The following is a 14,842-nucleotide window of genomic DNA, read 5'->3' as shown; positions in this document are numbered from 1 at the left end:
GGTCACATTCCGAACCCGGAAGCTAAGCCTCTCAGCGCCGATGGTACTGCAAGGGGGACCTTGTGGGAGAGTAGGACGCCGCCGGACTCAACGTTGCAACACCAGGGAACCCCTGACCACCACGTGGTCAGGGGTTTTCTGCGTTCGCGGGTCCTCCACAGCCTCTCGTGGCGGTCGGTGCCGGGCCGGTAGGATCGTCGTGTCATGACTGCGCCATTCACCACCGCTTCCGGTTCCGATGTCCGTGTCCGCTTCTGCCCGAGCCCGACGGGGACGCCGCACGTCGGACTCATCCGTACTGCGCTGTTCAACTGGGCGTACGCGCGGCACACCGGCGGCAAGCTCGTCTTCCGCATCGAGGACACCGACGCCGCCCGTGACAGCGAGGAGTCGTACCAGCAGATCCTCGAGGCACTGCGCTGGCTCCGGCTCGACTGGGACGAGGGCGTCGAGGCCGGCGGCCCGCACGGTCCGTACCGGCAGTCCGAGCGGACGGACGTCTACGAGGACGTCATCGCGAAGCTCAAGGCCTCCGGACACGTCTACGAGTCCTTCGTTACCCACGAGGAGATGGAGGCCCGCAACAAGGCCGCCGGGCGTGACCCGAAGCAGGGCTACGACAACCACGAGCGCGACCTCACTGACGCCGAGCGTCAGGCCTTCCGCGACCAGGGGCGTGAGCCGGCACTGCGGCTGCGCGTGCCCGACCGTGACCTGAGCTTCGAGGACCTCGTGCGCGGTGAGATCACCTTCAAGCAGGGCACCTTCCCGGACTTCGTGGTCGTCCGCCCGAACGGCAAGCCGCTGTACACGTTCACCAACCCGGTGGACGACGCGCTGATGGGCGTGACGCACGTGCTCCGCGGCGAGGACCTCCTGTCGTCGACGCCGCGCCAGATCGCCCTGTACGAGGCGCTGTACGAGGTCGGTCTCGCCGAGTTCATCCCGGTGTTCGGGCACCTGCCGTACGTCATGGGGGAGGGCAACAAGAAGCTCTCGAAGCGCGACCCCGAGTCGAACCTGTTCCACCACCGTGCCGCCGGGATGATCCCCGAGGGGCTCGTCAACTACCTCGCGCTGCTCGGGTGGTCGATCGGTCCGGACCGCGACGTGTTCACGGTCGACGAGATGGTCCAGGCGTTCGAGGTCTCCGACGTCAACCCGAACCCCGCGCGCTTCGACCACAAGAAGGCAGAGGCGATCAACGGCGACCACATCCGCCTGCTGGACGCCGACGACTTCCGCGGGCGGCTGCTGCCGTACCTGTCGGGCATCGTGTCGGATCCGGTGACGCCGGAGCAGCTCGAGGTCCTCACGAAGGCGGCGCCGCTCGTCCAGGAGCGCATGCAGCTCCTCGGCGAGGCACCGGGGCTCCTGGCGTTCCTCTTCACGTCGGACGACGCGCTCGAGATCGACGAGGACGCCCTGGGGACCCTCAAGGCCGACGCCGGTGACGTGCTCCGCGCGAGCATCGCCGCGCTCGAGCCGCTCGACGACTGGACGACGGCCTCGATCGAGGGCGCGCTCCGTGCGGCGCTCATCGACGGTCTCGGCCTGAAGCCCCGCGTGGCGTTCGGTCCGCTGCGCGTCGCGGTGTCCGGTCGACGGATCAGCCCGCCGCTGTTCGAGTCGATGGAGATCCTGGGCAAGGAGTCCACCGTCACGCGCCTGCGTCGCCTCGCGGACCGCTGACGTGGCCGAACGGCAGGGTGACGCGGCCGAGCGGCTGACGGTCGACGTCGTCGTCGTCGGTGCCGGCCCGGCCGGGCTCAGTGCCGCCCTCAACCTGGTCCGTGCGAAGCGCACCGTACTCCTCGTGGACGCCAACCGCCCCCGGAACGCCGCCACGCTGCGGTCGCACGGGTTCCTGACACGCGACGGTGTCTCACCCCTCGAGCTCCGGAAGCTCGGGCGCGCAGAGGTCGAGGCCTACGCCGAGGCCACGGTCGTGCAGACGGTCGTGGACCGGATCGCGCCGGAGGGCGACCGGTGGCTCGTGCACGGTGCCTGGCGCGGCACCGAGGTCGAGGCGACGGCCCGTGCCGTCGTGCTCGCGACGGGCCTGCGCGAGGAGTTCCCGGCGCTCCCGATGCTCCGCGCGTTCTACGGCACCGCGGTGCACAGCTGCGTCGAGTGCGATGCCTACGAGAAGGCTGGCGAGCCGTTGGCGTTCCTCTGCGAGACGGACGACGTCGTCGATCGCGCCCTGCTGCTCGCGGCGTGGGCGGACGACCTCATCGTGTACACGAACGGCATCGCGCCGCTCGACGACGCCGGCCGTGCCCGCCTGGCCGCAGCGGGCGTGCGCGTCGACGAGCGGGCCGTGGCGGACCTCGAGGGGGACCGCTCCGGGATGACCGGCGTCCGCCTCGCAGACGGGCACGTGGAGCCGCGGACGGGCGGGTTCGTCCGGCCCCGGTGGCACGCCGACCTGGACTGGGTCGACGCGGACCTCCGCCGCGACGCCGAGGGGCTCGTCGTGGTCGACCGCTCCGGACGGACGAGCGTGCCCGGGCTGTACGCCGTGGGCGACGTGACGCCGCCCGGACCGGAACAGCTGATCGTGGCGGCCGGCCACGGGGCGGTCACGGCCGCCGCGGTGCACCGGGATCTCGTCGGTGGTCTCACGGACCTCCGGGATGCTGTACAGTAGTTGATCGTGCCCCGGGCAACCGGGACCGAAGGCCTCCGGGCCTTTGGGGTATGGTGTAATTGGCAACACAGCGGTTTCTGGTACCGTCGTTCTTGGTTCGAGTCCAGGTACCCCAGCACTCGTAGAACAAGCCCCCGGGATCTCCCGGGGGCTTGTTCCGTTTCCGGCGCAGAAGCCGCGTGACACGCCAGGCGACGAACCGCCAGGCCACAGCCCGACACGGCGACGGCCCGACACGCCAGGGCGGCCGATCAGGTCAGGACTGCACCCTGCTCTTCCGGTACGCGACCACCCAGTCCACGAGCACGTGCCCGGATGCGTCGGCCGGCACCTCGGCGTCGTGGATGATCGTCTCCGCCTGCAGCGTCACGCGCATCGGCGTCGTGGGCACCGCGCCCGTGACGGTCTCGAGCAGCTCGTCGTCCCAGTAGAAGCGCACCGCGTCGGCGGTCCACTCGACGGTCGCGACGTGCCAGTCGGTCTGCCCGCCGGACACCACCGTCGGGTCCTCGGGCAGGAACGTCATCGCCTCGGTCGTGGGGTCGTAGCTGCCCGGGATCGCCGACACCGGGCGGACGTCGCCGGTGAGGTCGCCCTCGGGCCAGTCGATCTCGCCCTCGTTCCAGTCGCCGGACAGCGGCCAGAGGATCATGACGAACTTGTAGCCGGGGACCTCGTCGGCGCGGTACCGGATCGAGACGCGCTGGTGCGTGTACGCCCGGTAGCCGGCGGGGAGGACCGTCGCCACGAGGGGCTGGGACCCGTTGCTGCGGAGGTGGAAGTCGAGCACCGAGTCGTGCACCGACACCACCTGGTCGGGGGAGTAGAGCCCCTTGCCCGACGTGTCCCGCATCCCGCTGTACTCCGCCATCCGCGGGTACACCGCGAGGAGTTCGCCGAGCGCGGCGTCGAGGTCGAAGTCCTGCGCGAGGTAGGGGACCCACCGCGTTCCCTCGGACTCGAGCGCCCCGGTGGGCATGCGTTCGGCGCGGGCGGTCGAGTCACCGGCACGCGTGGGCAGCACGACGGCCGTGGTGCCGGCGACCACGGCGACCCCCGCGATGCCGGCGAACGTCGCGCCGCGGCGCAGGAAGGATCGCCGGGTGGTCATCCGGTGACGTGCCCCGGGCTCATGCTGCATCGCGCACCTCGTAGATCCGGACCCCGTCGCGGTCGTAGCGGAGGGTGCCCTCGTCGGCCACGGACCGCTCGATGGCGTCGATCTGCGCGCCGGTGAGCGTCCCGCGGGTGACGGCGTCGGCTCGCTGCGCCGCCGAGAACACGAGCCAGGAGTGTCCGCCCTGGTCGCGGTCCTGCAGGACACCGGTGAGGTCGTCGGCCGTCATGCCCTTCGGGAACCACGCGGCCTCGCTCTGCAGCGAGTCGACCTGGCCCCAGTGGCGGAGGAAGTTCTCGTAGTTCCCGCCGATGATCGACGGGAAGCTGCCGACGGTCGTGAGGGTGTCGTCCGCCTGGAACCGGCCGTCGAGCCACTTCGCCGCGGCCACGTCGGCCGGTGCGGTCTGGTTCGCCTGCTCGGTCTGGAACGTGGCACCGAGGAACAGCGCGGTGGTCACGGTCAGCACCAGGGCCGTGGCGGCGATGCGGAGTCGGCGGCCGTGGAAGGCGTGGACGGCTGCGATCGCCAGGAACGGCGCGGAGAAGAGGACGACGCGGAACTTCGCCTCGCCGCCGTAGCTCTGCCCGAGCACGAGCACGATCGGGCAGGCCGCCAGCCAGAGCACCACGAGGGCGCGTCGGGCGTGCCCACCGCGGACCATCCGGACGAGTCCGATGACGGCGCACACGGCGACGAGTGCCGTGATCCCGAGGACCGCGCGGGACTGCAGTGTCGTCGCGATCGACGGGATGGCGATCGACGTCGACGCGGCGGTGACGTTGCTCACCGGGTCGAAGCCGGTGGTGAGACCGAACTTCTCCTGGATGTAGTCGAGGTTCGGCACGAGGTAGAGCAAGGGGAGCAGCGTCAGCGGGACGGCGAGCCACCAGGGGCGGAGGAAGCCGAGCACGAGGAGCGGCACGAACGCGGCGACGACCACGAACGGGGTCAGCTGGTGCGAGGCCGTGATGACGAACTGCAGGACGACGACGAGCGCCACCGCCGCGACCACGGCGGCCCGCGTCGGCGTGGCGACCGCCTCGGCCACGGGGGAGCGGCGGGCACGGAGCAGCCGGCCGGTCAGGGTCGCGCTCCACCGCCCGATCACGTTGGGCTTGCCACGGAGGACGGTCAGCGCGACGAGGACCGCCGCGAGGAACAGGAAGAACGCGAACGCCTGCGGGGAGTAGTAGTCCTGCCCGACCCAGTTCGCGGCGCTGAACAGGACCGCGGCGACGTACGCCCAGCGGCCGTTCGCACCGAGTGCCCGTGCGATCCCGAGGACGAGCGCCCCGTCGGCGAGGGCGAACGCGAGTTCCGTCCAGCGCACCGGGTCCGCCGCGTCGAGCGTGCCGGTGGCGGCGCCGATGAACGCGCTGAAGCTGAAGAACCCGGGCCAGCGGTTGTAGATGTCGATCGACGGGTCGACGGCGCCGTGCTGCAGGATGTACGCGGTCACCGCGATGTGCTTGAACACCCACGGCGGTCGGGGCTCGGCGGCGATCAGGTTCGAGGTGCCGTACATGACGAGCAGGAGGACGCCGGAGGACACCGCGCGGACCACCACGTGGTGGCGACGGTCGACGAGCGTCACCAGGGCGACGACGAACACCAGGGCGGCGCCGGCCCACCAGACCGCGGGCAGTGCAGCCAGGAGGCCCCACTCGCCCAGTCCGGTCGAGTCCGTCCGCGCGACACCCACCGCCCAGAGCGCGGCTCCGGTGACGAGGACGCCCGACGCGGCGACGGTGCGGACCAGGACAGCGGTCGGCAGGGCCGACCGCGTGCGGGCCGACCGGGGCGCGGTGCGTGCGGTCTGGACGCCCTGGCCGAGCGACACCCACCCGGCGACGAGCAGGAGGAGCCCGGCGGCGGGCAGCGGGACCCACTGCCCCGTCCAGACCATCGCGAGCCCGAGGATCGCGTCGATCGCGGCACTGGACGCGACGACGAGTCCGGCGCGCCCGATCGGCTCGCGGAGCCCGAGCAGCCGGACCACCGGCAGACCCGGGACGACCAACAGCGCGACGAGCACGACGGCCGTGCGGAGCGGACCGGACGCGTCGGCCGCGATGAGGGCGGCTCCGGCGAAACCGAGACCCGCGGCGACGAGGGACGGCACCGGTGAGGTCGGCAGCACGCGGGTTCCGTGGCGGAGCGACATCCTGGTGGGGGTCGTGGTGGCGGTCACTGCTCGACCACCGCGATCGACTGACGCATCGAGCGTCCCTTCGGGTCTGGGCCGGCGACTGGCAGCGGCCTTGCGGGTGTCACGACGGTAACCGGGGGCCGAGGGCGCACGGGAGAGCGGTCACCGGGAAGTGCGGAGGGCCTGCGGCATTGCGGGATCACGCACGCGTGGCGGCCGTCGTGCGAGGAGAAACCGCACGGTTCCGCCTGCTCGTTGACCCCCGCCGTCCCCGCAGCGACGGTGGGATGGCCGGCTGCGACCGCGCACGTCCCCCGACACGAGACAGGCTCTCCCATGACCGACACCATCCAGCGCTCGCTCCCGCCCCGCGTCGAGCTCGCCCGCCCGATGTCGAGCGCCGTCGACCCCACCTGGGGCGGTGCCGTGTGGGTCGGTGCCGTCGACCTCGCCGAGGTCCCCGGGGACGACGCCGGCACGGTGGGGCTGCACGACGCCGCCGGCCACCGGTCGGCCAGGCTCCTCGTCCGCGACGGCGTGGCCCCCCTCGGGTTCGTCGACCTGCCGGTGTCCGACGAGACGATCGAGGTCGCCGCGCTCCGTGCCGCCGTCGCCGCCCTGCCCGCCGTCCCGCAGCCGCCGATCCCGGTCCGCCTGCCGAGCACCTCCGTCGTCCTGTGCACCCGTGACCGCGCCGACCAGCTCGGCGCCGCCCTCGACTCGCTGCTCGCCCTGGACCACCCCGACTTCGAGGTCGTCATCGTCGACAACGCGCCCTCCGACGAGTCGACGCGCGAACTCGTCGAGGCCCTCGACGACGACCGCGTGCGGTACGTCCGCGAACCCGTCCCGGGCCTCTCGAGCGCACGCAACGCCGGCGTCCTGGCCGCGCGGCACGAGATCGTCGCCTTCACGGACGACGACGTCGTGGTCGACCGGGCGTGGCTCCGTGCCGTCGCCTCGGGGTTCTCCCGCGGGGACGACGTCGTCTGCGTCAGCGGACTCGTCGCCAGCGGTGAGCTCCGCACCCCCACGCAGCGGTACTTCGACGAACGGGTGACCTGGTCGCGCAACCTCGTGCCGCGCGTGCACCGCCTGTCGGCACCGCCCGTCGACCGGCCGCTCTTCCCGTTCGCGGTCGGTGACTACGGCACGGGTGCGAACTTCGCGATGCGGCGGTCGGCGATCACCGACCTCGGCGGCTTCGACGAGGCACTCGGCGTCGGCACGGTCACCGGCGGCGGCGAGGACATCGACATGTTCTCGCGCGTCGTGCTCTCGGGCGCCGCGCTCGTCGTCGAACCCGCGGCGCTGGTCTGGCACCGGCACCGTGCGGACCTAGCGGCGCTCCGGAAGCAGGCGGAGGGCTACGGCACCGGACTCGGGGCCTGGCTCACGAAGATCGCCCTGCACCCCCGCACGCTCGGGATGGCGCTGCAGCGCGCCCCGCGGGCCGTGCGCCACCTCGTCTCGGGCACCGCCGCCGAGCCGGCCGTCACCCCGGCAGCGGCACCGGTCGCCGTCGGCACCGCGGACGCGCCGCTCGACGACGCCGCGTTCCTCCGCGAGGTCGGACGGATGCGCTGGGTCGAGCTCCTGGCCGTCGGGCGTGGTGTGCTCCGCTACGGGCGGTCCCGCCGCACCGTCCGCGCCCGCGAGCGCACAGCGAACCGATAGGTCCGTCACCGGGGATCCACGGCGGATCGCGAGGATGCGCCAAACCGCAGGTTCCCCGCACGGCGGTCCCCGGCCCCTCGATCGCGGGCGTCCGGTCGGCTTACCGTCCTCCAAGCACCAGCAGCGCACCACCGGCCCGCACGACCCAGGGGAGAAGCAATGCGTCCGACACACCCGACAGCGCGTCACCGGACGGTCGAACCGGCCGTGCCGGCATCCGACGACCTCTCGGTCCTCGACCGGTGGACGCGCGTCGTCGCAGCGTTCCCCGAGTCCCCGGCGCTCGCCGGTGCCGGGACCGCCCGCACGTTCGCCGAGACGGACCGGACGGTCCGGGCGCTCGCCGCACGGCTCACCGAGGTCCTCCGGCCCGACGACCGCACCGGCGCCGGCGTCGGACCCGAGCGCACCGGCGCGTCGGTCCCGGTGGGGATCATGGCCGGGCACACGACCGAGACCGTGGTGGGCATGCTCGCGCTGATCGCCGCCGGGCGGACGATCGTCGTGCTCGACGACCACCTGCCCGAGGCGCGCCTGCAGCACGTCGTCACGCTCGCGGGGATCGCCGAGGTGCTCGCCGACGACACCCGTGCGGACCTCGCCGCCGCGGTCCTCGGCCCGGACGGCACCGTGCACGACCTCGACGCCCTCATCGCGACGAGCACCGAGCAGGCCGCGACCGGCAGCGCGACCCCCGCCGGCACCGCGACCGGCACCGGCACCGCAGCGACCGCCCGCCCCGGTGGCACCGACCCCGCCGCGATCGTCTTCACCTCGGGCTCCACGGGCCTGCCGAAGGGCGTCGCGATGACGCACCGACAGCTCCTCCGGAACACCGAGCAGAGTGCCTGGAGCGCCGACTACCGCCCGGGCGACCTCGTGGGCGTCGTGCTGCCGCTGTCCTTCGCCGCCGGCATCCTCACCACGCTCGACAGCATGCTGAGCGGGGCCGCCGCGGTCCTGCTCGACGCACGCGACCTCGGGACCGAGCGACTCCTCGAGGGCATGGCCGCCGAGCACGTCACCGCCGTGGTCTGCACGCCGCACCTGCTCCGGTCGGTCGTCTCCACCGTGCGCGACCGCGGCACGGACCTGCACCCCGCGCTCGCCGGACTCCGACTCGTCATGACGGTCGGCGAGCCGATCACCGGCACCGACGTGCACGCCGCACGCCCGGTCCTCGGCGCCCGCACGGTCCTCTGGAACGGGTTCGGGTCGAGCGAGATGGGGGCGGTCTCGTACTTCCCGGTCGGTCCGGACGACGCCGTCCCGAACGGCGTCGTGCCGGCCGGGTACGTGCCGCCGGGCAAGACCGCCCGGGTCCTCCGCGAGGACGGCACCGCCGCCGCGACGGGGGAGACCGGCCAGCTCGTGGTCATCGGAGACGGCATGACCGCCGGCTACTGGGGCGCGCCCGAGAAGACCAGCGAGCACCTCTCCGTCGACGAGGACGGCACCCCGCTGTGGCGCCAGGGCGACCTCGCCCGCGTCGAGGAGGACGGCTGCCTGGTCCTGCTCGGCCGCGACGACGACGCCGTGAAGGTCCGCGGGTACCTCGTCGAGCCGAGCGAGGTCGAGGCGGCGCTCCGTGCCGTCGAGGACGTGCACGACGTCGTCGTCACCGCCCTCGTCGACCCGCCCGCCGTCACGCGCCTCGTCGCCTACGTCGTCGGCCGTCCCGGTCGCCGCACCCCGGCGCCGGCGGCCCTGCGTCGCGCACTGCGGGCGAAGCTGCCCGAGTACATGGTGCCGGCGGCGATCGTCCCGATGCCCGAACTGCCGCGCAACGAGCGCGGCAAGGTCGACCGGGCGAAGCTGCCCGGTGCGCCGTCGCTCGAGGTCGAGATGGTCGAGGGCGAGTACGACCAGTGGGAGCTCGTCGTCGGGCAGATCTGGGCCGAGGTGCTCGGACTCCGCGGCGTGCACCTCGACGAGGACTTCACCGCGCTCGGCGGCGACTCGCTCTCCGCCGAGGAGATGCTCGCGATCGTGCAGGCCCGGCTCGGCGTCGACCTCCGCGCGTCGGAGCTCCTCGAACAGCCCACCCTGCGCGCCTTCGCCCGACGGGTGCGCTCGGGGGCGAAGTCCCTGCCGAGCCACCCCGACGTCGTCAAGGTCTCCGAGGCCCGCGTCCCCGGGCGCCCGCCCGTGTTCTGCCTCAGCGGGGCCGGAGCCCTCGGCCTGACGTTCCTGCCGCTGTCCCGCTACCTGCCCGAGCACGACGTGTACGCCTTCCAGCAGCACGGTCTCGAGCGACGGGCGATCCCGGACTGGAGCATCCAGCGCACCGCGCGGCGCACCGTCGAGCTCATGCGCATCGTCCAGCCCCGCGGCCCGTACCTGCTCGTCGGGCACTCCCTCGGCGGCCTGGTCGCCCTCGAGGTGGCGAAGCTCCTCACCGAGGGCGGCGAGCGGGTCGAGCACGTCGCGATCCTGGACAGCTACCTGCCGCGCAGCAGCACCGAGCAGGCGCAGCTGCACTTCGGCCGGATGGCGGAGAGCCCGGTGCGCAACCCGGCGCTCCGAGCACTCAAGCGCGGGCTCGACCGGGCGGCGAAGCGCATCCTGCCCGCCGGCGTGCCGGTGGGCGAGGAATTCGCCAAGCGCGTCCGCGCCTACGGTGCCGGCGTCCTCCGCTACGGCGGGCAGAAGGACTTCGACGCCCTCTTCGACCAGGCCACGATCGTGACGCGGCGGCACACGCCCTCGCCCTACGACGGCACGGCGACGTTCGTGCTCGCCGACGGCAACCCCGACGTGGACGGCTGGAACGACGTGCTCCGCGGTGCGACCACCACGGTGCGCATCGAGAGCGAGCACAGCTCGCTCCTCCGCGAGCCGCACGTCGCCGAGCTGGCGACCGCGTTGCGCGCCGCCTTCACGACGCACGAGTCGCGTCCCTGACGTGACCAGCGAGGGCCCTGGAGGCGCGTGGCGGGCCCGTCCCGCGCCTCCAGGGCCCTCGTGCGTGCCGACACGCCACCCGGCCGCGGCTTGCGGGTTTCCGTATCCGCACTCGGGGGTCCGCAACCAGTGCCCACCCGCATTGACCAGCCCCGTCCGCCGGACGATGGTTGGTCCAAGCCCAGGGAACGGTGTACCCCCGTTCCGACGCCCACCCAGCGCCGGGTCCTCCCTCGACCACTCCCGCATGCAGCCTGAACCCGACAGGAGCACCATGTCCGCCAGCACCGTCCGACCCCGAGACCCCCGCGTCTCGGTCGTCATCCCCGCGAGGAACGAGGCCCGCAACCTCGAGATCATCCTCCCGCAGCTCCCGCCCGTCTACGAGGTGATCCTCGTCGACGGCAACTCGGTGGACGACACCATCGCGACGGCGCAGCGCCTCATGCCGACGATCAAGGTCGTGCAGCAGACCCGCAAGGGCAAGGGCAACGCGCTCGCCTGCGGCTTCGAGGCCGTGACCGGCGACGTCGTCGTCATGTTCGACGCCGACTGCTCCGCCGACGCCGCCGAGATCCCGCGCTTCGTGCAGGCGCTCGTCGACGGTGCCGACGTCGCGAAGGGCTCCCGCTACGCACCCGGTGGCGGCAGCGACGACATCACGATCATCCGCGGCCTCGGCAACAAGGGCCTCAACATGATCTCCAACGTGCTGCTCCGTGCGCGGTACACCGACCTCTGCTACGGCTACAACGCCTTCTGGGCGGACACGCTGCCGACGATCGGGCTCCTGTCGTCGACGCTCCCGCAGCCGACCGACGGCTCGATGCGCTGGGGTGACGGCTTCGAGATCGAGACGATCCTGACCTGCCGCTGGTCCGCCGCGGAGTTCGCGATCACCGAGGTGCCGAGCCACGAGAAGCTCCGCGTGCACGGCACCAGCAACCTCAACGCGGTCAGCGACGGCATCCGTGTCCTGAAGTCGATCATGCACGAGCGTCGTCGTGCCCGCGAGGCCAAGGCCCGCATGCGCCTCATGCCGACCCCGGTCTCGGGCCTCGTGGTCCCGGCCGCCGTGCCGGCGATGGACGAGGAAGCGGCGTGAGCGTCGCGACGGTCGCCGTCGTCATCTGCGCCTACACGCAGCAGCGCTGGGGTGACCTGCAGGACGCGGTCGAGTCGGCGAAGCGCCAGCCCGACGCGACCGAGGTGATCGTCGTCATCGACCACGAGCCGGAGCTGTTCCGCCGTGCGGCCGCCCGCTGGCCGGAGCTCCGCGTCGTCGAGAACGCCGAGGACCGCGGCCTCTCGGGTGCGCGCAACACCGGCGTCGCACTCACCGAGGCCGACGTCGTCGCCTTCCTGGACGACGACGCGACCGCTGACCCGGACTGGCTGATGCACCTCGTCGAGGCGCTCGAGCTGCCCGACGTCGTCGGTGTCGGCGGCCGGGCGACCCCGTCGTGGCCGACCGCGACCGGCGCCGGGCCCTACCCGGACGAGCTGCTCTGGATCGTCGGCTGCAGCTACACCGGCCTCCCCACCACGTCCGCGGACGTCCGCAACGTCATCGGGTCGAGCATGGCCTTCCACCGTGACGTCGTGCTCGCCGCCGGCGGCTTCCGCTCCGGCATCGGTCGCGTCGGCAACCACCCGCTGGGGTGCGAGGAGACCGAGCTCTGCATCCGCATCGCCCGGATCCGTCCCGGCGCCCGCATCCGCTTCGAGCCGCGCTCGAACGTCTCGCACCGGGTCTCCCCGGACCGCGTCACGATGCGGTACCTGCGACGCCGGAGCTACTACGAGGGCATCTCGAAGGCCGTGCTGAGCCGCCGGGTCGGTGCCCGTGACTCGCTCTCGAGCGAGTCGACGTACCTCACCCGGGTCCTGCCCGGCGCGGTGCTCCGCGAGCTCGGGGCCCTCGGTCGCGGTGGGGGCCTCCGTGCCCTGGCGATCGTGACCTCGGCGGTCTCGACCGTGTTCGGCTACGCCGTCGGCCGTGTCTTCGGCACCGTCGTGGTCCGTGCACCCGCCCCGGTGTCCGCGCCCGTGCAGCAGCCCGTCGGCGCTCCCTGACCGACACCCACCCACCCGACCCACCCACGCACAGAAGACGACATGCAGCGAGACGCCCCGACCCCGAGTGCCACCATCCGACGCCGTTGGAAGGTGGCACTCGCGGTCGCGGCAGCGGTCATCACGGGCGCCACCGTCTCGGCGCCGAGCCTCCTCGCGCCGTCGAGCGCCGGTGCGGCGACCACCGCGGACTGCAGCGCGGGGAAGGTCCTCACCGTCGTCGCGCACGCCGACGACGACCTGCTGTTCGAGGGCACCGAGCTCCGCAAGGACATCGACGCGGACAAGTGCGTCCGCTCGGTCATCGTCACCGCCGGGGACGCGGGCAAGTCCGCCACGTACTGGAAGGGCCGGCAGACGGGCCTCGAGGCCGCCTACGCGAACCTCGCCGGCGTCACGAACGCCTGGACCTCGGGCTCGGTCAGCGCCGGTGGCAAGACCCTCGTGACGCGCACCCTGACGGCGGACCCACGGCTCAGCCTGGTCTACCTGCAGCTGCCGGACGGCAACATCGACGGCTCCGGGTTCGCCGCTACCCGGTACCAGAGCCTGCAGAAGCTCTACCAGCGCTCGATCACGAGCATGAGCACGGTCTCCGGTGCGACCTACGGGACCACCTACACGCTCGCCCAGCTCCAGGCCACCGTGCTCGCGCTGATGAACGGGTACGGGCCGCAGGAGGTGCACACCCTCGACCACGTCGGCACCTACGGCGACGGCGACCACAGCGACCACCACACCGTCGCGTACCTCACGAAGTCGGCGCAGCAGCAGCTCACGACGGCGAGCACGCTCACCGGGTACATGGGGTACCCGATCGCGGACAAGCCCTCGAACCTCACCGCGGCGCAGACGCAGGCGAAGGGGAACGCGTTCTTCGCCTACTCCGCGTACGACGCCGAGACCTGCGCCTCGGTGGCGTCGTGCTCGTCGCGTCCCGAAGGCTCGTGGCTCAGCCGTGAGTACACGGTCGGCACGCAGACGCCCACCGACCCGGGCACCGGTTCGGGTGGGTCCGTCGGAGCCGACGTGACCGCCGGTGCGGCCGTCACCGCGAGCAGCGAGAACCCCGCGGACGGACAGACCGCCGTGAAGGCCGTCGACGGGGTCGCGAGCGGCTACCCCGACGCGCCGACCGCCGAGTGGGCGACCCGCGGGGGCGGCACCGGTTCGTGGCTGCAGCTCGCGTGGTCGAGCCCGGTGACGCTCGGCGCCGTGGACCTCGCGGACCGTCCGAACGCCGACGACCAGGTCACGGCCGGCACGCTGACGTTCTCCGACGGGAGCAGCGTCGCCGTGCCGACGCTCGACAACGGCGGCGCGTTCACCCGCGTCACCTACTCGTCGCGGCAGGTCAGCTGGGTGAAGTTCACCGTCACCGGCGTCAGCGCGACGACGCGCAACGTCGGCCTGGCGGAGATCCGGACGTTCGCCCCGGGCACCACGACGCCGACCCCGACCCCGACGCCCACGCCCACCCCGACCCCGACCCCGACCCCGACGCCGACGCCGACGCCCGGGGGCGCGACCGACGTCACGGGCTCGGCGACCGCCACCGCGGCGTGGGACGACACCTCGACCGGGCAGACCGCCGCCAAGGCGATCGACGGGGTCATCAGCGGCTACCCCGACAACACGACCGCCGAGTGGGTCGCTCCCTGGGGCACGACTGGTGTCTGGTTGCAGCTCGACTGGTCCTCGTCGAAGGCGTTGAGCCGGGTCGTCCTGTACGACCGACCGAACGGCGACGACCAGGTCACGAGCGGCACCCTGACGTTCTCCGACGGCAGTCAGGTGGCGGTCGGGACACTCCCGAACGACGCGTCGCCGCTCACGGTGGACTTCTCGGCGCGCAACGTCACGTGGGTCCGGTTCACCGTCACCGGGGTGTCGGCGAGCACGCGGAACGTCGGCCTGGCCGAGTTCCGGGCGTTCACCGGCTGACCCGGGAGCACTCGACGGACGGGAGGCGCGGTGCCGGTGGGCACCGCGCCTCCCGTCCGGCGTCCGCGCGTCCGCGCGTCCGCGCGCGTCGCGGGTCGCGGGCGCAGCGTGCGAGGTTCCGCGTGCGGTGCGGCCCGCGAGGCGTCCCACCGTGCGCGCGACCTCGCACGCTGGTGCGGCGCTCGCCGCCGCGGGTGACCGTCGCCGTCAGCGTGACCACGTGGCGGACGGGAGGCGCGGGGGCGGGGGGGCCCCCGCCCCCCCGCCCGCCCCCCCGCGGGGGGGGGGGGCGCGGGGGCGGCGGGGGGGGGGCCCGGGC

General features: G+C 72.9%; 9 protein-coding genes, 1 tRNA gene and 1 rRNA gene. 9 read left to right on the top strand and 2 right to left on the bottom strand.

Going from position 1 to position 14,842, the window contains the following annotated elements; genetic code table 11:
- From rrf to ACIPEP_RS18200, 4 genes are all read left to right on the top strand, one after another.
- Positions 1-87: ribosomal RNA gene (gene rrf, locus ACIPEP_RS18215) — 5S ribosomal RNA — on the top strand; the annotation flags it as partial.
- Positions 88-204: 117 nt separating this feature from the next.
- Complete coding sequence (gltX, locus tag ACIPEP_RS18210) at positions 205-1,692, top strand: glutamate--tRNA ligase (protein ID WP_402718053.1); 1,488 nt, start codon at positions 205-207, stop codon at positions 1,690-1,692.
- A 1-nt stretch (position 1,693) separates the two neighbouring features.
- Positions 1,694-2,653 (top strand): NAD(P)/FAD-dependent oxidoreductase, encoded by a 960-nt coding sequence (locus ACIPEP_RS18205; RefSeq protein WP_402718052.1) that lies wholly within the window; start codon positions 1,694-1,696, stop codon positions 2,651-2,653.
- A gap of 44 nt (positions 2,654-2,697) precedes the next feature.
- Positions 2,698-2,769: transfer RNA gene (locus tag ACIPEP_RS18200), tRNA-Gln, on the top strand.
- Between the two features lie 140 nt (positions 2,770-2,909).
- On the opposite strand, the gene ACIPEP_RS18195 is transcribed toward ACIPEP_RS18200, so the two are convergent.
- Positions 2,910-3,764 carry a glycoside hydrolase family 16 protein gene (locus ACIPEP_RS18195; RefSeq protein ID WP_402718051.1) on the bottom strand — a complete coding sequence of 285 codons (855 nt, stop codon included), beginning with the start codon at positions 3,762-3,764 and terminating at the stop codon, positions 2,910-2,912.
- 19 nt (positions 3,765-3,783) lie between these two features.
- The gene (locus tag ACIPEP_RS18190) at positions 3,784-5,964 is read right to left on the bottom strand and encodes a hypothetical protein (protein WP_402718050.1); all 2,181 of its coding nucleotides are present in this window, start codon (positions 5,962-5,964) and stop codon (positions 3,784-3,786) included.
- Positions 5,965-6,258: 294 nt separating this feature from the next.
- On the opposite strand from ACIPEP_RS18190, the gene ACIPEP_RS18185 reads away from it, so the two are divergent.
- From ACIPEP_RS18185 to ACIPEP_RS18165, 5 genes are all read left to right on the top strand, one after another.
- On the top strand, positions 6,259-7,599 hold the full coding sequence (locus ACIPEP_RS18185) for a glycosyltransferase family 2 protein (protein WP_402718049.1): 1,341 nt from the start codon (positions 6,259-6,261) through the stop codon (positions 7,597-7,599).
- 207 nt (positions 7,600-7,806) lie between these two features.
- The gene (locus ACIPEP_RS18180; protein ID WP_402718048.1) at positions 7,807-10,503 is read left to right on the top strand and encodes an alpha/beta fold hydrolase; all 2,697 of its coding nucleotides are present in this window, start codon (positions 7,807-7,809) and stop codon (positions 10,501-10,503) included.
- 274 nt (positions 10,504-10,777) lie between these two features.
- Positions 10,778-11,608 (top strand): glycosyltransferase family 2 protein, encoded by an 831-nt coding sequence (locus ACIPEP_RS18175; protein ID WP_083294974.1) that lies wholly within the window; start codon positions 10,778-10,780, stop codon positions 11,606-11,608.
- Positions 11,605-12,579, top strand: coding sequence for a glycosyltransferase family 2 protein (locus tag ACIPEP_RS18170; RefSeq protein ID WP_070416441.1), 975 nt, complete (start codon positions 11,605-11,607; stop codon positions 12,577-12,579). Before ACIPEP_RS18175 ends, ACIPEP_RS18170 begins: the two co-directional genes overlap by 4 nt.
- Positions 12,580-12,621: 42 nt before the next feature.
- Positions 12,622-14,523, top strand: a complete 1,902-nt coding sequence (locus ACIPEP_RS18165; RefSeq protein ID WP_402718047.1) for a discoidin domain-containing protein — start codon at positions 12,622-12,624, stop codon at positions 14,521-14,523.
- Positions 14,524-14,842 lie beyond the last annotated feature (319 nt).

The organism is Curtobacterium sp. NPDC087082 (genome assembly GCF_044745045.1).
In the GTDB taxonomy this organism is placed as follows: domain Bacteria; phylum Actinomycetota; class Actinomycetes; order Actinomycetales; family Microbacteriaceae; genus Curtobacterium.
Note: the sequence above shows the minus strand (reverse complement) of the source record. Positions and strands in the feature narration are given on the sequence as shown.

Bases quoted from the DNA above. Each gene is read 5' to 3' on its own strand.
- ACIPEP_RS18185 (WP_402718049.1), top strand. From the start codon at position 6,259: ATGACCGACACCATCCAGCGCTCGCTCCCGCCCCGCGTCGAGCTCGCC.
- gltX (WP_402718053.1), top strand. From the start codon at position 205: ATGACTGCGCCATTCACCACCGCTTCCGGTTCCGATGTCCGTGTCCGC.
- ACIPEP_RS18195 (WP_402718051.1), bottom strand. From the start codon at position 3,764: ATGACCACCCGGCGATCCTTCCTGCGCCGCGGCGCGACGTTCGCCGGC.
- ACIPEP_RS18165 (WP_402718047.1), top strand. From the start codon at position 12,622: ATGCAGCGAGACGCCCCGACCCCGAGTGCCACCATCCGACGCCGTTGG.
- ACIPEP_RS18175 (WP_083294974.1), top strand. From the start codon at position 10,778: ATGTCCGCCAGCACCGTCCGACCCCGAGACCCCCGCGTCTCGGTCGTC.